Raw genomic sequence first — 22,412 nt, forward strand, 5'->3', positions numbered from 1 at the left:
AGGATAAAGTATGACCATCTCAACAAGTACGAACTCTCTGAATCAGATTTATTCCAGTTTATCCAAAAAAAATGCCAACTCTCCAACTCGTGAAACATTTAAAGTCTATGAAGAAAATGAACTAAAAAACACTGCCTTTACGCAAAAAGTCGAAGGAGACTATGCCACATACAGTGCAAAAGAGTTAAGTGAACTCTCTTATGATGAAGTAAAAGAGAACTATGATGAGATACAACGTATTTTAGATATGCGAATGCTTGAAGCCAAACAACAATTCAACTCAGAATCATTTCAAAACCATCAAAAAAAGCTTCTTGCAAGCAAAGACTTTGAGATACGAGCAGGTTCGATTGACCAATTAAAATATATGGATAACTCTTTTTCTTTTTTAAATAAAGACAAAATCACAGATGAAATGCTTGATAAAAAATTTGGTGTCACAACACCTGAAAACACAGAACTCATGGATTTGCTTAATTTCAATGATAAATTTAAAATAGTCAATTATTTTGAAAACGATGAGATTAATCGTGCTATTTACTCAAAATATGAAGATAACAGTCAAATCTATTATGAAGAGACTCTTCCTACGGATTTTAATGATGAAGATGGTTTCTTTCAAGGTATGGCCAACAGCATACAAGGGACAGACCTTAAACAAATTGTGCAATCGGTCAAAGATGCAATAGAGTTCATAGAGGTTAATGGTGTCATTAAAGGTGATGGTGAAGGATTTTCCAATGGCTTTTATATCTCAGGTGAAGAGATCACTATTGCAGGCAAAAGATTCAGCCTTTATGATGTTAAAAAGTCAGATATGGATGCTTCAACCAACAAAAGCAGTGCCAATAAAGAGACCAACGAAGTCAATCAACCTGCCGAGGTAAAAGATGAAAAAACCGATTACAATAATTATTCTATTGCACAATTGCGACACCTTGCTTTTGATGAGATTAAAGAGAATTATGAAGTATTGAAACAAATCACGGAAGACTCTTTAGAAAACATTTCTGAACTTTCAAAAAATGAAGTCGATAATTTGCTCGCTTTTAAAGCACAACTTGAAACGGTCACTTTCTTAAAAGATGAGACCATCAATGAAGCCATTTACAATAAGATTCAATCCATCAATGATCCCAAAGTAGCCATTTGGAGTGCTTTAGCCATAAAAGAGAACTTAGAAAGTCTTGACAATAAAGAGATGGACGCCATTGTCATCAATGGTTTGTTGCTTAATGCAAACGACATTGAAATCAATGAAAAAAAGAGTGATACGACAGAGACAAACAGCTTATCAAAGAGACAAGCAAGCTCTTTAAAAGTTTTAAATTTAGATTCCATTATCCATACCATTGAAACAGCAACACGAAAAGGAAACACCCAATCATCAGATACATACAGTAAACACCTGATTAAAACCTACAGTGATTTTATGGCGGAATATCAACACATGAAGAATGCTTTAATGCACTCTTTTTAGTATAAAAGAAACAACAGAGTACAAAAATCACAAAAAAAAGTTATTTTATTTGAATATTCACTTTTTTGTGATATAATCACCCGCTTTTTAAAACTTGCATAAAAGAAGGGTGATGAAAAAAATACTGTTTTTCTACTATAATCAAAACGATTGCAATGACCTTAACATCCTAAAAACCGTACTTGATGGGTTCTCATTTGATGCAACCAATGTATTAAACGAAGCCAAGGAAATGTACGTCAATGAGGAGTATCACATTGTGGTGGTTGATTTTACACAAGAAGTAGGAAAAGAGTTGTTGCAGTTTATTGCACAGACATCTCCTAACCAAAGAATCATTACGATGAGCAATAATTTAGAGTGCAGTGCTTTGCAAGGTTGTGAATTTTGTATGCATACTCTTAAACGAAAACGTATCTTTAAACCTTTGAATTTAAAAGAGCTCACTCATACAATTAAAAACTATGACAATATGATTTGTAACTACATGCACAAGTTTAATAACATCATTCAGATTTTAGATGATTTGATCAAATCGACCTATAATCACTTTTTATATAACAAAGATTCTCAAAAAATTGTTCCCAAAGAGTCGTACGCAGAATCGTTAATTGTTGAAGAGCTTATTCATATCACTGAACTGCTTCAAAACAACCAGATTCCTTATACGGTCGACGAGAACTATACCATTCAACTTTTACCGAAACAGTAAAAGAGGTTTTTTTGATTGTTGTAACATCTTGGATGTAAAACTTCCAAAAATAACACTGCGTAAACGGTTATGACTGTACGCTCCCATGGCAATAATATCTAAATTGTTTGTTTCTTCATACTCCAACAATGCTTTCACACTGTCTTCAGCTTGTAAAGAGACCGTTTGAACTTGAATGTTTGATTTCTCAAAAATATTTTTGGCTTCATTTAAAAGACGCTTTGAGATCTCTCTCTCTTTATTCACATTTACAATGTGTCGTGTGGCTGTTTTTAAAATAGGATTTTTAGCTGCTACATCTATCGCTTTATTGGCAAAATCAGAACCATCGTATGCCATTAAAATAGAGTTGATCGGTTGAAAATCATTGTTCACTAATAAAATAGGAATATTGAGCATCCGAATGATGGTCTCAACATGTTTTCCAATAGAGAGTTCCTCATTTTGAGAATCTTCGCCTTTAAGACCAATAATAGCAATACGCGTCTCATTGGCCAACTCTTCTAGCGTCTCTTCAAGTGTTCCATGCCGTTGAAGTGTGTGCACTTTGCTCACACCTTTTTCTACAGCATAAGCAGAGAGCTCTTGTAAAACGGTTCGTCCTTTGGCAATCATGGCTTTACTCTCTTTGGCCTCTTCAAGAGAGAGCTCATTTAAAAGTGTGTCTTTAGAACCCAAACCAATATTTCCAGAAAGGTCCACTTTTTTAGAGATATGAGAGTGCTCTATCACATTTAAAAGTACCAGCGGCAACGCTAAGGATTGAGCGATGAATATTCCATATTCACACGCAGACTTTGAATACTTCGACCCGTCTACACAGACTAAAACTCTGCTCTCTTGCATCAGTGACCTCCCATGACTTTTTCAATCTCTTTAGGGTCATCATGAATACCAAATCGGTCAATGATTGTTTTACTCGCCTCATTTTGACCAATCAGTTCCACATCGCACCCTTCACGTCTGAATTTAATAACCACTTTGTCCAACGCATACACCGCAGAGATATCCCAAAAGTGAGCTCGTGTTAAATCAATGACAACTTTGTCAACCACCTCTTTAAAATCAAAAAACTCTACAAATTTGTCAGCACTGTTAAAAAATACTTGTCCAACTATTGTATAGGTTTTTGTATTAGATGCCTCTTCAAAGTGGGTGGTACAGTACATAAAATGTGAGATTTTGTTGGCAAAAAAGAGTGAGGCTAAAAGAATCCCTACAAATACACCCAACGCCAAGTTGTGTGTCCATACAACCACACCCACGGTTGCTAACATGACTACATTGGTTGAAATAGGCAAGGTTTTGAGTTTCACAATAGAGCTCCAATCAAAGGTACCAATGGATACCATGATCATCACAGCCACCAATGCGGCCATTGGAATAACAGAGATAATATCACTTAAAAAGACCACCATGATAAGTAAAAATGAACCCGCAATGAGGGTAGAAAGACGCGTTCGTCCTCCAGATTTTACGTTGATTACCGATTGTCCAATCATCGCACAACCCGCCATACCACCTAAGAAACCAGTGGCAACGTTTGCCACCCCTTGTCCTGTACACTCTCGGTTTTTATCACTTTTTGTATCGGTTAAATCATCCACAATCGTCGCTGTCATCAATGACTCTAAAAGCCCTACCATCGCGAGTGAGATAGAGTAAGGCAGCACAATCATCAAGGTCTCTAAATTCCACGGAATATCTGGAAGTAAGAATACAGGCAATGTATCAGGTAGTTGCCCCATGTCTCCAACGGTTCGTACATCAATGTCCATAAAAACGGTAATCAAAGTAATGACAATGATGGTCACTAAAGGGGAAGGTAAAAGGGAACCCACCTTTGGCACATATGGAAACAGATAAATAATGGCCAAACCAAAAGCCGTTAAGGCATATACATGCCATGTGACATTAGTCAGTTCAGGCAGTTGTGCAGAGAAAATCAAAATAGCCAATGCATTTACAAAACCTACCACAACCGCTCTTGGAACAAAACTCATAAATGAACCCAATTTAAAATAACCAGCAATCATTTGCAATACTCCCGTAAGCAGTGTTGCTGCGAGCAAGTATTGCAGACCATGCTCTTTTACCAAAGTCACCATCAAAAGTGCCATCGCACCTGTTGCGGCACTGATCATCCCGGGTCGCCCACCCATAAAGGCAATCACTACAGCCATTGAAAAAGAGGCATACAGACCTATTTTAGGGTCAACTCCAGCAATAATAGAAAAAGCAATGGCTTCAGGAATAAGGGCAAGGGCAACGACCAGTCCAGATAACACATCGCCTCTTATATTCGAGAACCACTCCTCTTTTTTGAAATATTTTTGTATCAAACTCAATCCTTTAAAAAAGGGCGATACTAATATCTTTTATCTTTAATTTAACTTAACCTTAAATTTTATTAAAAATCTTTCTTACTTTACTTCTCTGTGGAACGGAATTTGTATATAAAGTCATATATTTTACTCGAAGAGGGAAGTAATGATGACAAAGCCACTTCAATTAAATCCAATCAAACTATCGCAACCAATGGGGGCCATGCTCTGTTTTTTAGGTATTAAAAACTGTATGCCACTCATGCACGGTGCACAAGGGTGCGCATCATTTTCTAAAGTATTTTTTACACGCCATTTTAATGATCCCATTGCGGTACAAACCACCGCAGTCAATGATATTACTGCGGTTATTGACGGGGGAGATTACTCTATTAGTGAAAGTATAAAAAACATTACAAAAAAAGTAAAACCCGATTTAGTAGGACTGTTTACGACTGGACTTACCGAGACTAAAGGGGACGATATCAAGGGTGCATCAATGCTTGTTCAAGATATCCAAAAGATTTGTTATGTCAATACTCCTGACTTTGAAGGTTCCATTGAGAGCGGTTTTGCTAAAAGTATTGAAGCCATTATTGAGCAACTTGTACAAAATTGTACAAACATCAACTCACATAAAGCAGTCATCATCCCTAATGTCAATTTAAAACCCATCGAAGTAGAAAAACTCAAAGAGACCATTTCACTTTTTGGTTATGAAGTTTTAGCACTGCCTGATTTAAGCGAATCATTGGATGGTCACTTGGGATTAAAACAAGGAGCACTCAGTTCTGGAGGAATCTCGGTTGAAGAGATTGAAAACTTAGGAGATGCCCAAATCGTTATCTCAATTGGGCGAAGCGTACAAAAAGCAGGCAACAAACTCAAAGAGAAAAATGAACAGATGCAACATCTTCATTTTGATTGTTTATCGGGACTTGAAAACAGCGACAAACTCTTTAAAGCTTTGTGTGAAATAAAAAACATCACCACGCCACATCCAGCGATTGTGCGATGGAGAAAACGTCTTCAAGATGCCATGCTCGATACGCACTTTGCCATTGGCAGTGCCCAAGTAGTCATTGCGCTTGAACCCGATCAAGCATTGAGTGTGGCATCTACGATTGTAGAAGCGGGAGCAAATATTAAAGCAATTGTAACCACATATAAGACCGACGTATTAGATAATGTTGAGTGTGAAAATTTACTTGTCGGTGATTTTGAAGATGTAAAGCATTTTTTACAAAAATCAGATGTCTTAATCAGCAATTTTCACGGTGAAAGATTGTGCAGACAACATAAAAAAGCGTTGATGTTAAGAGGCTTTCCTGATTACGAAGGGGTAGGAAACCAACTTAAAAATGATGTTTTATATGAAGGAAGCACTTATTTGTTGTTTGAATTGGCCAACTTAATTCAAGAACATACCCATGGAGCACAACATGAGCATTAATTTAAAACAACCCTTAGTACCGATGACCACACTAAAGATGTTCAATGCATCAAGTCGATTGATAGGTATTCCCAAAGAGAAAGTGCAAGTCATTATGACCATACCCGATATCACAACATTTAATGACGAACTGCACAACACTATTTTTGAGATGCAAGATTTAACAGAGTGTTTTATCATCACCAACAGCTCTTTTGATGCGATTGAAAACATGATTGAGGAGTGTCAACTCGATGCATCTATGATTTCATCCGATTTTAAAACATTTGCACAAACCTATAAAATTGCCTTTGATGAACACTGTATGAAAAAAGCTCTGATTATTATTGATAAAAACTGTCAAATCACACATGAGGAAATTGTGTAATGCAAATCAGCTACCAAAACAGAACCTATACGTTAAGTAAAAAAGAGCGTACTGTAGGATCAGAGGCTCCTGCAGTGCGAGCAAAAATGCTCTCAAATGAAACCAAGGTCATTGGCATGATGGCACCTAAAATTCAAGTCATGATTACGTTACCCCACATAGGTGGTTTTACCCAAGCGTTACAAGATATTTTACAAAAATACTCACATAAAATATTAGCCTATGTCATCACCTCGTCAAGCCTTAAAGAGGCACAATCCATCACGCGAGAGTTTGATTTTGATGAGGCCTGTATCTGCGTTGACTTTCAAGACTTTGCCAATAAATTTGGAGTCAATATGGAGAATCAACTCATCGCAAAGTCCCTATTTATTATCGATAAAGAGGGTGAAATTACCTACATTGATATTTTAGAAAATGGTGAAAACAGTTTTGATGTATCTGCATTTCAACACGCCCTAGATGAGATTATCAATCAAAAAATAAAAGGGCATACACACGAAAATTGGATGGGTGCATGAAACCATTTGGAATAAAAACACAAGTGTGGTTCAAACGCAATAACTACGACCTTTGTGATATCAATGCTTCAGGAGAGTATGGAAATACCGCACTGATGCAAGCTGCACGAGAAGGCAATATTGAGATTGTAAAAGAGCTTATTCATTTGGGTGTGGATTTGAATATCAAAAATGAAGATGGGAACACGGCTTTATGGAATGCCTGTTTTGGAGATTCGTATAAATGTTTTAATGCTTTGGTTGAAGCGGGCATTGACATTGACTCACAAAATCAAAGCGGCGTAACGGTTTTAATGTACAGTGCGTGTACAGGGAAAGAGGAGTTCGTTCAAATTCTTTTAAAACACGGTGCACAAACGCAACTTGAAAACCAAGACGGATTTAAAGCGATTGATTTGGCAGTAACTCCCAAAATCGTTGCATTATTAAAACATGCAAACTTTTCATGAAAAAACCAATATCACTCTTAAGAAATATTACAGCGAACCTCAATTTATAGACTACACGACTCAACCAAGCAGTCAAAAAATCTACCCTCATTTTTACAGACGATTTAACCTTGATGAGTATGAAACGTTGTCGTTTATTAAAAACTTCGCTCAAGCTACCTTTACAAAACAGTATGGTAAAGAGCACGTTAACCTTCGAACCACCCCAAGTGCAGGAGGGTTATACCCTTGTGAAATCTATATTCAAATACGAAAAGTCAAAGGTCTGCTCTCGGGGGTTTACCACTATGAACCATTACAAAACGCTCTTACCCTCATTCATGAGTTAAGCAATGATGGTTTAGAGGTTTACTTTGAAGAGTTTACAACGGCCCAACAATTTATCTTTTTAATCAGTTGTGTGCCTTTTAGAACCGTTTGGAAATATGAAGATCGTTCCATTCGATACTTGCTTTTAGACAGTGGTCATCAAATAGGTGCTGTCAATACGGCGTGCAACTTATCGGGTATCCACCCCACTTTGAGCACAAACTTTGATAAAGAAAAATTAAACGCCCTCTTTAGATTTCAGAACAAAGAGTATTTTGTGGCAGCATTGAGTATTGATTTAGGGCAAGAGGCCAATATCAAACCACTCAGAGAAGCGTTGCCGTTTGTTCCAGCGTGTGATTACTACTTGCCGCACCCTTTTGCAGATGATTTTTTTACTCATTATAATAAAGAAGCCCCTTTTTCATTAGCTTTGCCTTCACTTTGTTCACTCATCAATCAACAAGTCATTGATACACGACGTTCATGTCGTGCTTTTAAAAATGAGTCACTTTCATTCAATGATTTTAAAACCATTTGCACTGAACTCTTTGAGTTGTCTACATCATTGGGAATTGAAATTTTCTATATCAATAACAATATAGAAGAGTTGCCTTTGGGTTTATACAAAAATGTATCGTGCTTAAAAGAGGGGGATTTTAGACAAAAAGCACAAGAGTTAGCACTTTATCAAGCTTTGGGAGCAAAGAGTGCTGCCACACTTTTTTTCACCACTTCAAAAAAGAGTGCGTATGCAAAAAGTACGATTTTATCTGCATATTTGGCTCACAGTATTTATCTTAAATGCAGTGCCTTAGGTTTACAATGCAGTGGTGTGGGGGCCTATTTTGACGAAGAGTGTCAAACATTTCTACAAACATCCAATAATATTTTATACCTGATTTGCATTGGAAAATAAAAAACGATTTTTTTGTGGAACACCTTTTGCATATAAAGATTTTAGAAACTCACATTAGGATAAAAAAATGAGCAGCATTAAAATTACAACCAACGGTTCACAAGAAGGTGCATTAAAAATTGCGTTTGCTACAACAGATATGCAGAACATTGATTCTCACTTTGGTAGTGCAACACAGTTTGCTGTGTATGATGTAAGTAAAGATAACATCACAGTATGTGAAATCCTAAAGGTTCCCGAAAAAGATACGGATAAAACCGTGGAACTTTTAAAAGATATTGATATTGTATATTTTACCAACATTGGTGCAGTCGCTGCTGCGAAAATCATTAATTCAGGAATTTTTCCTATCAAATACAAAGAGATTGTTCCCATCGATGAAGAGTTAGAAAAACTTAAAACAATGTTAGGAAGCAATCCTCCACCATTTATTAAAAAAATCATTGAAAAAAAGGCTGCGTAATGGATCATAGAAAACTCTACGTAGATACACTCATTGGGCAAATAAGAGCCCTAGACCAATTTGGTACTTGGGTAAATAAATCGGATGAAGATTTACTCATTGAAAAATATGTGAAATCCAAAGAGGATTTAAAAAACATACCCATTATTGCCGATATAGACGAGATGCAAATCCAAGACATTCGACTCATCTACCAAGCAGTCGCACTGGCGTTTGAAAAAATCACCGGTGTCATGTGTTCAGTTGTTATGGAGATGAGCCACGAAGGTTTTGGACGTGTGGTTGTCTATACCGGCAATATTGTGTTATGTACAAAATCGTTTAAAGATGCTCACCGTTTCTCTTTTAGAGAGTTAGATAAACTCAAAGATGAGGGTGAGAAGCTTTTAACTAAAGCGTGTGATATTTACGAAAAATACAAAAATTTATAAGAGATCTAAGGAGAGAAGATATGGCAAAAATGGGAATTTTTTGTGGTACTGCAGGGGGTACTTCTATGGTTGTTGCGGAAGCTTTAGCAGACGCATTTAGTATCGAGGAAGATGATATCATCAATATGGAAGAGGATTTTGATGATGTTGAAGAGCAATTAATGGAGTATGATATTTTGTTTATTGGTAGCTCCACTTGGGGTCAAGGGGATGTTCATCACTCATGGGTTGACCCTCAATTAGAGATTGAAGACGAAGGGTTTGATTTCTCAGGAAAAACAGTGGCTCTTTTTGGAGCAGGTGACAGTGTTAAACATGGTGAGCACTTCTGTTCAGCATTAGGAAAACTGCACGACACTTTTAAAAAAGCGGGTGCAAATGTGGTTGGCTTTATGCCAACAGACGGTTACTCTTATGAATTTTCATTGGCTGTAAAAGATGGTCAATTTTGTGGATTACCTATTGATAACCACAATGAAGAGGATAAAACCGAAGAACGAATAGAACAATGGATTGATGTCCTTAAAAAGGACCTCAGTCTATAAAAGGATAGATGATGAGTACAAAAGTGGAAGATTTTTACGAATTAACAGATGCAGAAGACTACTTTAATTTTTTTGATATTGAGTTTGACCAAGCATTGGTTAATGTGAAGCGGTTTCATATGATGAAAGAGTATGGAACATTGATACGAAAAGGTTTAGCCAACATTGAGGGCGAAGACAAAGTAATGGAGTTTTTAAAATTTTCACTTTTAAGAGTTTATGGTGATTACGTCAATGGACACGCTCCAAGTGCAGCAGACGTGTGGAACATGTATGAAACGGGTAAATTAAACGGTTGTTCATCATGTTCACCTAGTCCAACAGGAGGAAGTTGTGGGTGTTAATCATAAAGATATCGTCGATCCCAATACACTGCTTCATGACAGTGTAACAGCAACACGATCAGGAAAAGACGAAGAGAAACCAAAGTTTGGAGTGGGACAAAAAGTAAAACTACTTGAAGACATTGTCAATGATGGTACCTATCCTCATGAGAAGATTGGTACATTGATGATGCCAAAAGGTTCTGTGGGATACATTCGCTCTATTGGTGAGTTCTTACAAGTCATCAGAGTATATGAAGTGCACTTTTTTGGTGTAGAGAATGTACCTGTAGAGATTGTAGGATGCCGAGAACATGAACTTGAAGCGATGGAGGACTTTCATGATGAAGTCCAAGAAGAGCTTGAGTTTATGAGACAACACAGAGAGAAAAACTACAAAAAGTAGTAGGGTATTTTGCCAAGTCAAACGAAAGGATTACAATCGAATCTTTTCGTATGGCTTGGCAAAAGTTACGGCTTAACCCAACCCAAAACTAAAGGAGAAGAAGATGGCAAAAGTTATTTTCATGCATTTTGATGTCAATACTGATGGTGTTTATACTGCAAAAACAGGTGAACCAATTGTTCGACTTGCAAAAGAGAAAAGTGTTCCTATCCCTTTTAACGCAGATAACAACGATTATTCTCAATGTTTAATCTATGTTGAAAATCTTGCAGATGAAGAACCTACAAGTTATATGGAAGACGAAGAGCTGGATGTTTTAGTTTCACTTGGTGCAATCAGTGCACAAGAGGCTGAACAATGCCAACAATTCACAATTAGTCCAAAGGTTCGTGTAGCACCCATGATGTTAATCAAAGGTGATATTTTAGTCAAACCGTATAAGCTAACCAAAAAATAAGGAGAAGAAAATGACAACTAGAGTAGAGATCGTAAACGATTTTTTAGCAATTAATGTACAACCAGGTAGTACAATTCAAGACGTAGTAGAAGCTTCAGGTTCTGCATTACCATTTGGATGCAGAGATGGTGAGTGTGGTACGTGTGTAGTTGAAATTGAACAAGGGATGGAGTTCCTTTCTGAAATCAACGAAAAAGAGAAAAAAGTCATCAAAGAGACTTGCGCTGGAACGTGTACAGATAAAACACGACTTTCATGTCAAATGAAAATTGTTAAACCTAACGGTATTGTACGAATTAAGTACTAAAAAATATACAATGGACATGCTCAAATTCTATTGAATTTGGGCATAATTTAATTATGGCACAAAAACTTACAACCTCGGTTGCGCAAAAGCAAAACTTAAATCTTTCACTTAAATTGTGGCTTCCAATGCTACAAACTTCTTTGCAAGACCTAGAGAAACACCTAAAAAATATCTCTTACGAGAACCCTTTTTTAGAGATCAAACGTCCAAAAGAGTTTTACAACAACTACACTTCAGGTGGAGCTAGTGGTGAGTTTATTGAATCATTGGCAACTTACTCAACATCATTAAATGATAAAATCAGCGAACAAATAGCCGCACCTATTTTCCCCACACCTAATTCACAAAAGGTGGCCATGGAGATTCTATGCGATATCAACGATCACGGTTATTTTGAAGGTGATATTGAGCAAATTGCCATTACCTGCAGTGTCTATAAAGAGTATGTCGAAAGTATTCGACAACGATTCAGCCAACTTGAACCCAGTGGCATTGGTGCTAAAGATTTAAGTGAGTCGTTTCTGTTTCAACTCGATGCACTTGATATGGACGTAGACGATGAGTTATACAACTTTTTAAAACGTATCATTAAAGATATTGCGCACTTAGATAAGTATGCAGCGCACCACCGTTTTGAGGATGCAAAAAATATCATCAAATATTTTAACAACCCACCTGCTATTGATTATATCAATACCAACGTGCAAGTAATACCCGACTTTTTTGTGGAAGTGGGCGAAGATATTAATATCCGCATCAATCATGCGTATTATCCTGATATTGTGGTCAGAGATCCTTTTAATACAAAAAACGAAGGCATCAAAGAGAAAATCAAAGAGGCCAAAGACTTGGTGAATTTACTGAGTTTGAGAAAATCAACGCTGTATAAAATCATCTTGATTATTGTGGAAAAACAAGTGAGTTTCTTTGTTGGGGGTGAACTTAAACCCTTTTCTATGCAAGAAATAGCTGAAGAGCTTGGGTTTGCTGAGTCAACAATTTCTCGAGCAGTGGCAAATAAATATATTGAGTGCAGTTTGGGCATTTTCCCACTCAAACACTTTTTCAGTAACGCCGTTGCAAATAAGGACTTGTCTTCTTCACAAATTAAAAACTACCTCAAATCATTAGTGGAGTATGAGAGCAAAGAGGATCCACTCACTGACCAACAACTGTTAGATATGGTGGAGGAAAAGTACAGTCTGAAAATGGTACGACGTACGATTACGAAGTATCGGAAACTCTTATCAATTCCTTCATCTAAAGAGCGAAAGAAACTCTACAAAGTAGAAAACTTATAAAATCCCTCTTTTATACCATTTCTTCGTTATCATAATTTTTTACCATACTCATTTACACCAGTAAACTCCTACGATAAAAAAATCTTCTTGCCTTGAACTGATACAAAATATGAATTTTATGTATTGAAAATATTTGAAATTGATTTTAAAATTTTAATATACATTATATATATGTATAACTAAGGAGTAAAATTAAAGATACAAAATAAATCAAGGGAAGAAAAGTCTCTTGTGCTAAATGCACAAGGAAACTTTTCGCGTTAGTAATTTATATAAGGGAGCTTATTTAGGTAAGTGACTGAGTAAAAATTGCTCCTTTGTACAATTTTGCTCTGTCATTCGCTCATATTTGTACAAACCAGTTTAACCAAAAAGAGAAAAAAAATGGTAAAAATGACAAAATTATCCACTACTTTACATAAATGAAATCAAGACAAATTTTATCTTATTTTAAGCAATGAAAAAAGATTTCAAGGAATTTATCCCATAAAATGGAGCTTTGTAAAAAAAATGAAAAAAATTTCTAAAAAATTTTCGTTGTGGAACACTAAGTGCATTTTACTATTACGTAATTAAAATCAAAAGGAGATTATATGTCAGATTTAAGACAAATAGCGTTTTACGGAAAAGGTGGGATTGGTAAATCAACTACATCTCAAAATACATTAGCAGCAATGTGTCACTACTACGGGAAAAAAATCCTTATCGTTGGTTGTGACCCTAAAGCGGATTCAACAAGACTTATCTTACACGAAAAAGCCCAATCTACAATTATGCAATTGGCTTCTGAAGCTGGAACAGTTGAAGATTTAGAGTTAGAAGATGTATGTAAACCAGGTGCAGATGAATTCCACCCAGATAACACTGAAATCACTGATGGTTTCATTATGTGTACTGAGTCTGGTGGTCCTGAGCCAGGTGTTGGTTGTGCAGGTCGAGGGGTTATTACAGCAATTAACTTCTTAGAAGAAGAAGGTGCTTATGATGACGAATTAGATTTCGTTTCTTATGACGTACTTGGGGACGTTGTATGTGGTGGATTTGCTATGCCAATTCGAGAAGGTAAAGCACAAGAGATTTACATTGTAATGTCAGGTGAGATGATGGCAATGTATGCGGCAAACAACATTTCTAAAGGTATTTTAAAATATGCAAATACGGGTGGAGTTAGACTTGCTGGTTTAATTTGTAATGCACGTATGACAGACAGAGAGTATGACCTTGCTAAAAACTTAGCAACTCAAATCGGTACTCAAATGATTCACTTTGTTCCAAGATCAAACCACGTTCAAAGAGCTGAGTTACGAAGAATGACAGTTGTTGAATTTGCTCCAACTTCAGACCAAGCAATGGAATATAAAGAGTTGGCTCGAAAAATCATCGAAAATGACTTAAAAGTTATTCCTGCTCCATTAGAGATGGATGATCTTGAAAACTTATTAATGGAATTTGGTTTAGAAGAAGAAGTTGAAGAAGACGCAATCGGTAAAAAAGCTGAAGACGCGTAATTAGATTTAAATAAAACATAAAAAAAGAAGGAGAAGAATATGTTTGTATGTGGATACCACTTCCCAGCTGATATGGGTAATGATGTAAGTTTTGATAAGGTTATTGAAAAAGTTAAAGATGGAATTGATGCGACAGGTAAAACTGTTACATTAACTTCTGAAACAAGAGAAGGTGTTAAGTTAGAAGAGATCACAGTTGAAGAGGGTTCTTTCGCTCACACTGCATTGGTTGATTACTATGAGAACACTGAATGTGCAGAAAAAGATGGTTTCAAAATGGTTTATTATACAAATAAATACCAAATCTCAGAAATCTCTAAAAGTGTTGATGGTGGAAAAACTGCTGAATTATGTAAAAAATTAGATGATATGAATCTATACAGAGTTAAAGTAGCGTAAGCTACTCTGACTTCCAAGTAAGGAGAAACTATGGGACCAGAAACATTAGAGAGTCTACAAAAGCAAGCGATTGATGAAGTACTAGCAGGGTACCCAGCAAAAGCTGCAAAAAACAGAGCAAAACACTTAGGTGTTGATTCACCCGAAGGTGTTAAAGGTGCTTGTGATAAAACAAGAAGTAACAAACAAACTGTTCCAGGTGTTATGTCTCAAAGAGGTTGTGCATATGCTGGATCTAAAGGGGTTGTTTGGGGACCAATCAAAGATATGATTCATATCTCTCATGGACCAATTGGTTGTGGTCAATACTCAAGAGGAGGACGAAGAAATTACTACATCGGTACAACTGGTGTTGATACATTCGTTACAATGAACTTTTCAACTGACTTCAACGAAAAAGATATCGTATTTGGTGGAGATAAAAAACTTAAAAAAGCGCTTGAAGAGATTGATGAATTATTCCCATTAAACAATGGTATTTCAATCCAATCTGAGTGTCCAATTGGACTTATTGGGGATGATATCCAAGCCGTAGCCAAAGTACATAAAAAAGAGACGGGTCATCAAACGATTGCTGTTTCATGTGAAGGGTTCAGAGGGGTTTCTCAATCTCTTGGTCACCACATTGCAAATGACATGATCAGAGACCACGTTATGCCTGACACTTCTTTTAGAAAAGATTTCGAAGGTACAGATTATGACGTTGCAATTATTGGGGATTATAACATCGGTGGAGATGCATGGTCAACAAGAATTATCCTTGAAGAGATGGGTCTTAGAGTAATTGCTCAATGGTCTGGGGATGCGACGTATAAAGAGTTAGCGATTGCTCCAAAAGCAAAACTTAACTTATTACACTGCTACCGATCAATGAACTATATTTCACGACACATGGAACAAGAGTTCGGTATTCCTTGGATGGAGTATAACTTCTTTGGACCAAGCAAAACGACTGAGTCTATCAGAAAAATTGCTTCGTTTTTTGATGAATCTATTCAAAAAAAAGCAGAAGAAGTTATTGCTAAATATACAGCTATGACAGATGCGGTTATTGCTAAATACAGACCTTTATTAGAGGGGAAAAAAGTAATGCTTTATGTGGGTGGTTTAAGACCAAGACACGTTATTGGAGCTTACGAAGATTTAGGAATGGAAGTTATCGGTACTGGTTATGAGTTCGCTCACGGAGATGACTATAAAAGAACAAAAGAGGACATCTCTCGATCAACTCTTATTTACGATGATGCAAATGAGTACGAGTTAGAAGAGTTTGTTAAAAAACTCAGACCTGACTTAGTTGCTGCTGGTGTTAAAGAGAAATATGTATTCCAAAAAATGGGTCTTCCATTTAGACAAATGCACTCTTGGGATTACAGTGGTCCATACCATGGGTATGATGCTTTTGCTATTTTTGCAAGAGATATGGATTTAGCTATGAACTCTCCAGTTTGGGATCATACTACAGCTCCATGGGATAAAGAAGCGTAAGGAGAAGTAGGATGCAAGACGTAGAAAACATAGTAAACGGACAAAAACTGTTCTTAAAACCTGAATATCAAGAGGTTTTACAAAGAAAAAAACAATTCGAAGGTTCAATGGGTGCTATTGATCCTAAGAAAGTGGATGAAGTTCAAGAATGGACAAAATCTTGGGAGTATCGAGAAAAAAACTTAGCAAGAGAAGCGATCACTGTAAATCCAGCGAAAGCGTGTCAACCATTAGGTGCTATTATGGTTGGTCTTGGGTTTGAAAACACAATGCCTTACGTTCATGGAAGCCACGGATGTGTTGCATACTTCAGATCATACTTCACTAGACACTTTAAAGAACCAACACCATGTGTTTCTGACTCAATGTCTGAATCTGCAGCGGTATTTGGTGGTTTGTCAAATATGAAAGATGGTATACGAAATTGTAATGCACTTTACAAACCTGAAATGATTTCTGTTTCAACAACTTGTATGGCAGAAGTTATCGGGGATGACTTAAATGCATTCGTTATTGGTGCAAGAGAAGAAGCAGAAGGTGAATTGGATAATACTGAAATCACTTATGCACACACTCCATCATTTGTTGGGTCACACATTACGGGTTACGACAACATGATGAAAGCAACATTGGAGCAATTAAACCCTGCTCGAAGTGAAAGAGTAGAAGATGCTGAAAGAATCAACATCATTCCTGGTTTTGAACCATATTTAGGGTCATTAAAAGAAGTTAAAAACATCGCTAAAATGTTCTCTGACAAAATTGTAATGTTAGGTGACCATGAAGAGCAATGGGATACGGGTGCTGGTGAGTATAAATTATATGCAGGTGGTACGCCATTAGCAGACGCTAAAACAGCTATCAATGCGAAAACAACAATCTCATTACAAAAGTATTCAACAGTAGCAACAGCAAAAACGATTAAAAACAAATGGAAACAAGGTTATGAAACGTGTAATCCAATTGGTTTAAGCGGTACAGATGAATTCGTTATGAAATTATCTGAATTAACAGGTAAAGAAGTGCCTGCTGAATTAAAAACACAAAGAGCTAAACTTGTTGATGCTATGCAAGACTCTTACCCATATATGCACGGTAAGAAATTCGCAATCTGGGGAGATCCTGACTTCTTATTAGGTCTTGTATCTTTCATCGTTGAAATGGGTGGAATCCCTACTCACGTTCTTTGCCACAATGCGCCAAGAAAAGGTTGGGAAGATGATATGAAAGCAGTATTAGCTAAATCAAACAGAGCTGACGAGTGTAACATTTGGGCTGGTAAAGACTTATGGCACTTACGATCACTGTTATTTACTGAACCTGTAGATTTCATGATTGGTAACGTTTATGGAAAAGAGCTTTACAGAGATACTAAAATCCCATTAATCAGAATTGGTTTTCCAATTTTTGATAGACACCACTTACACAGATACTCTATGAGTGGATATGAAGGTGGAATCAACTTATTAACATGGATTACAAACGGAATTTTAGATCAGTTAGATGAAGAAACCAAACATATTGGTGAAACTGACTACTTCTTTGACGCAGTTAGATAATCATCCTTTTGAGAACCAGAGGACAACCTCTGGTTTTTTTAAACTAATCGTTATATATTTAAATATATAATGAGTGCGAAAGTTTTTTTTTCATAAGCGTTATATATTATATTATATAACAATGGGGGAGACTATGAAGATAAGTGCTAGAAATCAGCTCACAGGAAAAATTGATTTAATCCAAAAAGGAAAAGTCAATTCAGAACTGTACATCAAACTGAACAGTGGCTATACCCTTGTTTCAGTTATAACCAATGAGGCTGTCAGAGATTTGGATTTAAAACTTGATGATGAAGTTGTCACCTTTTTTAAATCCAGCAGTGTGCTTGTTACTACGGATATCACTTTGAATATCAGTGCTAGAAATAAGTTCCAAGGTGTGGTTGAAAACATGGCCATTGGTGAAGTCAATGCACAATTACATATCAATATTGGAAACAATGACACCATTGTTGCAGTCATTACTGCCAACTCGATGAAAGCTTTACAGATAAAAATGGGCTCCAGTGTGAGTGCCATTATAAAAGCCAGCGACGTCATGATCGCAAAATAAGGAGAAAAACATGAAAAAATTAGTATTGGCTATTTTACTTTTAAGTGGTTCTGTATTTGCAGATAAGATTAATATTGCTGTTGCAGCAAACGTGAGTTATGCCATCAATGATTTGATTGCAAAGTTTAATGAGACCAATCCCGACACAGAAGTGGCTGTAACTTTAGGTAGTAGTGGAAAATTAACTGCTCAAATTAAAAATGGAGCACCTTACCATATCTTTATGGCAGCAAACATGAAATACCCAGAAGCACTCTACAGTGAAAAACTGGCCAGCACAGAACCTGTGATTTATGCCCAAGGAAGTTTGGCCATTTTAAGTGCGAAAAAGTTGGATCTTTCTAAAGGGATCATGCTTGCAAACGATTCAAGTGTAAGTAAAATTGCTATAGCAAACCCTAAAACTGCACCATATGGTAAAGCAGCTGTAGAAGCGATGAAAAATGCAAACATATTTGATAATGTACAAAGTAAATATGTATATGCCGAATCCATCTCACAAACAGTAACCTATGCTTTAACAGCAACGGATATTGGATTCATTGCAAAATCATCTTTGTACAGTCCTAAAATGTCAGCTTATAAAGAGGGTGTGAATTGGACCGATGTTGAGCCATCACTTTACACACCGATTAATCAAGGTATTGTTATACTTAGCAACGCATCAGACAATAAAGAGGTCAAAGCTTTTTATGACTTTATGTTAAGTGAAGATGCGAAAAAAATCTTTAATGCATTTGGATATTTAGTACCATGAATCAAATCGTAGCAAACGTTACTCGAATCGACACTATTGATAACCTCAATATTGTCGAGTTTGAGTTTCAAACCACCAAACTCAAAATGATGAGTTTGGACCTATCTAACATCACTGTTGGTCAAAAAGTTGTTTTAAGTGTAAAACCCACTCATATTGCTGTGGCAAAAGAGTTAAGTGGAATGCTCAGTTACTCAAATCAACTCATTACAACAATCTCTAAAATAGAAATGGGAGAGCTTTTATGCACCATTTCCACAGAGATTTTTAGTATACCTTTACAAAGCATTATCACTGCTGATTCTGCAAAACGTATGAACCTACAACTCAATGATGAAATTACTCTGCTTATAAAAGCAAGTGATCTCTCTATATTGGACGTATACCATGATTGAAATTTTACAAGCAATGGAGTTTGAACCTTTTTTACTCTCCTTTAAACTGGCAGGTCTTACCACTTTGATTTTGTTTGTCATAGCCATGCCTTTAAGTTGGTACTTATCACAAACCAAATCAAAATTAAAACCTGTGTATGAAGCCATCACAGCGCTCCCAATTGTTTTGCCCCCTTCAGTTTTAGGGTTTTATATTCTTTGGGCACTTTCACATAACTCTCCATTGGGAGCCTTCTTTGAAGATTTACTGGGGTTTAAACTGGTTTTTAACTTCACTGGGCTTGTGATTGCGAGTTGTTTTTACAGCTTGCCTTTTATGGTGCAACCTTTACAAAGTGGATTTGAAAGCATCAACAAAAACATGCTTGAAGCCAGTTACATCAGTGGAAAAAGCAAAATGCAAACGCTTATAAAAGTGGCCTTGCCTAACATCAAGCCTTCATTGATGACTGCCATCATCGTCACCTTTGCTCACACTGTAGGAGAGTTTGGTGTGGTATTAATGGTGGGTGGAAGTATTCCAGGTGAAACCAAAGTGGCCTCTGTGGCTATTTATGAGTTTGTAGAAATCATGGATTATAAAGCAGCTCATGTCTACAGTGCTCTTATGGTGATTTTGAGTTTCATCGTATTATTAAGCGTCTATATTTTTAACCATAAACAAAACAGAAAATTTGGTGGGATTCACAAATGATAAAAATAGATATAAATAAAGAACTGCACGGTTCAAATGGGGTAATGAACCTTGATGTTAACCTACAAATAAAAAGTGGAGACTTCATTGCTCTTGCTGGTGTGAGTGGAAGTGGGAAAACCACTCTTTTACGAATTTTAGCAGGGCTTGAAGAAGCACAAGGGAACATCACCATTGATGATGAAACTTGGTTAAAAGATAACTACACACTGCCTGTACAAAAACGTAAAATTGGTTTTGTGTTTCAAGACTATGCCCTTTTTCCTAACATGACGGTTTTGGATAACTTACTGTATGTACAAAAAGACAGAGATTTGGCACAACATCTGCTTGAAATGACTGATTTAGCCGAACTCTCCCGTCGTTATCCTCACAGCTTAAGTGGTGGACAAAAACAAAGAGTGAGTCTGTGTCGAGCCTTGATGAACCGTCCCAAACTTCTATTGATGGATGAACCCCTTTCAGCTCTTGATCCCTCCATGCGCACCAAACTGCAAAGTGAGATTTTAAATCTACATAAGGAGTTTAAAACCACTACGATTATGGTCAGCCATGATCCCAGTGAAATCTACCGATTAAGCAATCGGGTGATTATGCTCAATCAAGGGGAAGTGATTAAAGATGGTCATGCCAAAGATGTGTTATTAAAAACACAAGGGAGCGCTAAGTTCTCATTTGAAGGGGAGCTTTTAGATATTAAAAAAATGGATGTAATTCATGTAGCTATTGTGGCTATTGGACAACAAATCGTGGAGGTCATCATCAGTTCAAATGAAGCTCAAACCCTTCAAATAGGTCAGAGTGTTACGGTCAGCACCAAAGCTTTTGCTCCAATGATTACTCAAAATAAGGATTAACTCATGTTAGTACGAAGTTTTCTTCTTTTTGTTTGTTTATTTGCTGCTGTTCAAGCAAAAAATTTAAAAATAGCTGCGGGTGCAGGGTATAAAAAAGTGGTTTTAAAAGTGATTGAAGCGTATGAAAAGAAAGGTCCTTCAATCGATGGTTTTTTTGGAAATATGAGACAAGTCTCTGCTCAAGCCAAACAAAGTGACATCGCACTGATTATTGGAGATAAAAATTTCTTACTGAATAAAAGTGGCCTTGATATTATCAAACAATATAAAGTAGGTGAAGGAAGAGTTGTTATTGTCTATCCTAAAGATGCTCAAGCGATCACAAATACACAAAGCCTTTTGGATGAAAACATAGAAAAAATTGCCATGCCACAACCTAAAAAAGCGATTTATGGCATTGCGGGTGAGGCTTTTTTAAAAAATGAAAAGATCTATGAGCAAGTCAAAGAGAAGCTCTATATTGTTGCAACTGTACCTCAAGTGATGACCTATGTTATTGCCAATGAAGTGGATGCAGGCATTGTAAACCTCACTTCTGCACTTGAAAACAGAGATAAAATTGGTGGTTACATAGAAGTGAATCCTAAAAGCCATCTACCCATTGAAATCATTGCAGCTGAATTAGACAGTTGTGATGAACAGTGCCAATCATTTGCAGCATTTTTGCAACAAGATGAAGCACAAGCCATCTTTAAGTCATTTGGACTGTAGATGCACACCATCGTTTTAGAGCAAATTACAAACCCCTTATGGTTAAGCTTTAAAACCATCATGGTTACAACCCTTCTTTTTTTGTTTTTAGGAACGCCTTTGGCCTATTTATTGTCAAAAAAAAAGTTGCCTTTTCGATGGTTACTTGACACACTGGTCACGCTTCCTTTGGTTTTTCCTCCCATTGCAGTGGGATTTTTTCTGCTTCTTTTATTGGGCAAAAAAAGTCTCATTGGAGAGTTTTTACAAACCTTTAATATGGAAATCATCTTCAGCTTTACAGGCATCGTGATTGCTGCTTTTATTGCAGGTATTCCTTTGATGGTCAAACCACTTCAAGCTGCCATTGATCAATTTCCCAAAGCCATCAAAGAGGCGTCGTATTTAAGTGGAAAATCCAAGCTCTACACCTTTGTATGTATTGTTTTACCCACAATTAAAAATGCCTTGATGGTTGCCCTTCTTATTGCTACAGCTCGGGCATTAGGAGAAGTGGGTATTACGTTGATGTTAGGTGGGAATATCATTGGTAAAACGGACACGGTTTCGTTGGCTATTTATAATGCTGTGTTTGATGGAGAGTTTGACTTAGCAATGCTTCTAAGTGCCATCTTAGTAACGATTTCTCTTCTTTTTTTTATTGCCCTTCACTGGTTTGAAAAAAGAAAACCACTGGTTTAGAAGGTTTAAGGCTTATGCGCTTTTTAAAGCTTCAAGTGCTATA

28 protein-coding genes are annotated in these 22,412 nt (G+C 36.6%); 26 read left to right on the plus strand and 2 right to left on the minus strand.

Features of this window, described 5'->3' with window-relative positions; genetic code table 11:
• Positions 1-10 precede the first annotated feature (10 nt).
• On the plus strand, positions 11-1,480 hold the full coding sequence (locus tag CRV04_RS06075) for a hypothetical protein (protein ID WP_128995934.1): 1,470 nt from the start codon (positions 11-13) through the stop codon (positions 1,478-1,480).
• A 112-nt stretch (positions 1,481-1,592) separates the two neighbouring features.
• Positions 1,593-2,192 carry a hypothetical protein gene (locus CRV04_RS06080; protein WP_128995935.1) on the plus strand — a complete coding sequence of 200 codons (600 nt, stop codon included), beginning with the start codon at positions 1,593-1,595 and terminating at the stop codon, positions 2,190-2,192.
• Here the strand turns inward: CRV04_RS06080 and CRV04_RS06085 are convergent.
• Positions 2,178-3,038, minus strand: a complete 861-nt coding sequence (locus CRV04_RS06085) for a universal stress protein (protein WP_128995936.1) — start codon at positions 3,036-3,038, stop codon at positions 2,178-2,180. The genes CRV04_RS06080 and CRV04_RS06085 overlap by 15 nt on opposite strands.
• Positions 3,038-4,534 (minus strand): SulP family inorganic anion transporter, encoded by a 1,497-nt coding sequence (locus CRV04_RS06090; protein ID WP_128995937.1) that lies wholly within the window; start codon positions 4,532-4,534, stop codon positions 3,038-3,040. Before CRV04_RS06090 ends, CRV04_RS06085 begins: the two co-directional genes overlap by 1 nt.
• A gap of 151 nt (positions 4,535-4,685) precedes the next feature.
• Between CRV04_RS06090 and nifN the strand changes: the two genes are divergently transcribed.
• From nifN to modB (CRV04_RS06210), 24 genes are all read left to right on the plus strand, one after another.
• A complete protein-coding gene (gene nifN / locus CRV04_RS06095) occupies positions 4,686-5,969 on the plus strand; it encodes a nitrogenase iron-molybdenum cofactor biosynthesis protein NifN (RefSeq protein ID WP_228126492.1) in 1,284 nt (427 codons plus the stop codon).
• Positions 5,959-6,336, plus strand: coding sequence for a hypothetical protein (locus CRV04_RS06100; RefSeq protein ID WP_128995939.1), 378 nt, complete (start codon positions 5,959-5,961; stop codon positions 6,334-6,336). Before nifN ends, CRV04_RS06100 begins: the two co-directional genes overlap by 11 nt.
• Positions 6,336-6,857 carry a thioredoxin domain-containing protein gene (locus CRV04_RS06105; RefSeq protein ID WP_128995940.1) on the plus strand — a complete coding sequence of 174 codons (522 nt, stop codon included), beginning with the start codon at positions 6,336-6,338 and terminating at the stop codon, positions 6,855-6,857. Before CRV04_RS06100 ends, CRV04_RS06105 begins: the two co-directional genes overlap by 1 nt.
• A complete protein-coding gene (locus tag CRV04_RS06110; protein ID WP_164969130.1) occupies positions 6,854-7,306 on the plus strand; it encodes an ankyrin repeat domain-containing protein in 453 nt (150 codons plus the stop codon). The genes CRV04_RS06105 and CRV04_RS06110 overlap by 4 nt, the downstream gene beginning before the upstream one ends.
• On the plus strand, positions 7,290-8,534 hold the full coding sequence (locus CRV04_RS06115; protein ID WP_128995941.1) for a SagB family peptide dehydrogenase: 1,245 nt from the start codon (positions 7,290-7,292) through the stop codon (positions 8,532-8,534). The genes CRV04_RS06110 and CRV04_RS06115 overlap by 17 nt, the downstream gene beginning before the upstream one ends.
• 67 nt (positions 8,535-8,601) lie before the next feature.
• Positions 8,602-8,997, plus strand: coding sequence for a NifB/NifX family molybdenum-iron cluster-binding protein (locus CRV04_RS06120; RefSeq protein WP_128995942.1), 396 nt, complete (start codon positions 8,602-8,604; stop codon positions 8,995-8,997).
• Entirely contained in the window at positions 8,997-9,428 is a 432-nt protein-coding gene (locus tag CRV04_RS06125) for a NifX-associated nitrogen fixation protein (protein ID WP_128995943.1), read from the plus strand. The genes CRV04_RS06120 and CRV04_RS06125 overlap by 1 nt, the downstream gene beginning before the upstream one ends.
• Before the next feature lie 20 nt (positions 9,429-9,448).
• Positions 9,449-9,973 carry a flavodoxin gene (locus CRV04_RS06130; RefSeq protein WP_128995944.1) on the plus strand — a complete coding sequence of 175 codons (525 nt, stop codon included), beginning with the start codon at positions 9,449-9,451 and terminating at the stop codon, positions 9,971-9,973.
• Between the two features lie 11 nt (positions 9,974-9,984).
• Positions 9,985-10,317 carry a nitrogenase-stabilizing/protective protein NifW gene (locus tag CRV04_RS06135; RefSeq protein WP_128995945.1) on the plus strand — a complete coding sequence of 111 codons (333 nt, stop codon included), beginning with the start codon at positions 9,985-9,987 and terminating at the stop codon, positions 10,315-10,317.
• Entirely contained in the window at positions 10,307-10,702 is a 396-nt protein-coding gene (locus tag CRV04_RS06140) for a nitrogen fixation protein NifZ (RefSeq protein WP_128995946.1), read from the plus strand. The genes CRV04_RS06135 and CRV04_RS06140 overlap by 11 nt, the downstream gene beginning before the upstream one ends.
• A 103-nt stretch (positions 10,703-10,805) precedes the next feature.
• Positions 10,806-11,159 (plus strand): hypothetical protein, encoded by a 354-nt coding sequence (locus tag CRV04_RS06145; RefSeq protein ID WP_128995947.1) that lies wholly within the window; start codon positions 10,806-10,808, stop codon positions 11,157-11,159.
• A 10-nt stretch (positions 11,160-11,169) separates the two neighbouring features.
• The gene (locus CRV04_RS06150; RefSeq protein ID WP_128995948.1) at positions 11,170-11,466 is read left to right on the plus strand and encodes a 2Fe-2S iron-sulfur cluster-binding protein; all 297 of its coding nucleotides are present in this window, start codon (positions 11,170-11,172) and stop codon (positions 11,464-11,466) included.
• A gap of 53 nt (positions 11,467-11,519) precedes the next feature.
• Positions 11,520-12,767: an RNA polymerase factor sigma-54 gene (locus CRV04_RS06155; RefSeq protein ID WP_128995949.1), complete on the plus strand. Its 1,248-nt coding sequence runs from the start codon at positions 11,520-11,522 to the stop codon at positions 12,765-12,767.
• 593 nt (positions 12,768-13,360) lie between these two features.
• Positions 13,361-14,275, plus strand: coding sequence for a nitrogenase iron protein (gene nifH / locus CRV04_RS06160; RefSeq protein WP_128995950.1), 915 nt, complete (start codon positions 13,361-13,363; stop codon positions 14,273-14,275).
• Between the two features lie 39 nt (positions 14,276-14,314).
• Positions 14,315-14,674, plus strand: coding sequence for a hypothetical protein (locus tag CRV04_RS06165; protein ID WP_128995951.1), 360 nt, complete (start codon positions 14,315-14,317; stop codon positions 14,672-14,674).
• 30 nt (positions 14,675-14,704) lie between these two features.
• Positions 14,705-16,162: a nitrogenase molybdenum-iron protein alpha chain gene (gene nifD / locus CRV04_RS06170; RefSeq protein ID WP_128995952.1), complete on the plus strand. Its 1,458-nt coding sequence runs from the start codon at positions 14,705-14,707 to the stop codon at positions 16,160-16,162.
• 11 nt (positions 16,163-16,173) lie between these two features.
• Positions 16,174-17,721: a nitrogenase molybdenum-iron protein subunit beta gene (nifK, locus tag CRV04_RS06175; protein ID WP_128995953.1), complete on the plus strand. Its 1,548-nt coding sequence runs from the start codon at positions 16,174-16,176 to the stop codon at positions 17,719-17,721.
• A gap of 133 nt (positions 17,722-17,854) precedes the next feature.
• Complete coding sequence (locus CRV04_RS06180) at positions 17,855-18,274, plus strand: TOBE domain-containing protein (RefSeq protein WP_228126493.1); 420 nt, start codon at positions 17,855-17,857, stop codon at positions 18,272-18,274.
• Between the two features lie 10 nt (positions 18,275-18,284).
• Positions 18,285-19,031 carry a molybdate ABC transporter substrate-binding protein gene (modA, locus tag CRV04_RS06185; RefSeq protein ID WP_128995955.1) on the plus strand — a complete coding sequence of 249 codons (747 nt, stop codon included), beginning with the start codon at positions 18,285-18,287 and terminating at the stop codon, positions 19,029-19,031.
• Entirely contained in the window at positions 19,028-19,426 is a 399-nt protein-coding gene (locus CRV04_RS06190; RefSeq protein WP_128995956.1) for a TOBE domain-containing protein, read from the plus strand. Before modA (CRV04_RS06185) ends, CRV04_RS06190 begins: the two co-directional genes overlap by 4 nt.
• The gene (modB, locus tag CRV04_RS06195; protein WP_128995957.1) at positions 19,419-20,120 is read left to right on the plus strand and encodes a molybdate ABC transporter permease subunit; all 702 of its coding nucleotides are present in this window, start codon (positions 19,419-19,421) and stop codon (positions 20,118-20,120) included. The genes CRV04_RS06190 and modB (CRV04_RS06195) overlap by 8 nt, the downstream gene beginning before the upstream one ends.
• A complete protein-coding gene (locus CRV04_RS06200; RefSeq protein WP_128995958.1) occupies positions 20,117-20,977 on the plus strand; it encodes an ABC transporter ATP-binding protein in 861 nt (286 codons plus the stop codon). Before modB (CRV04_RS06195) ends, CRV04_RS06200 begins: the two co-directional genes overlap by 4 nt.
• 3 nt (positions 20,978-20,980) lie before the next feature.
• Positions 20,981-21,688, plus strand: a complete 708-nt coding sequence (gene modA / locus CRV04_RS06205; protein WP_128995959.1) for a molybdate ABC transporter substrate-binding protein — start codon at positions 20,981-20,983, stop codon at positions 21,686-21,688.
• A complete protein-coding gene (gene modB / locus CRV04_RS06210) occupies positions 21,689-22,369 on the plus strand; it encodes a molybdate ABC transporter permease subunit (RefSeq protein ID WP_128995960.1) in 681 nt (226 codons plus the stop codon). It begins immediately after the preceding gene.
• Positions 22,370-22,412: the final 43 nt, after the last annotated feature.

Source organism: Candidatus Marinarcus aquaticus (assembly GCF_004116335.1).
Taxonomy (GTDB): domain Bacteria; phylum Campylobacterota; class Campylobacteria; order Campylobacterales; family Arcobacteraceae; genus Marinarcus; species Marinarcus aquaticus.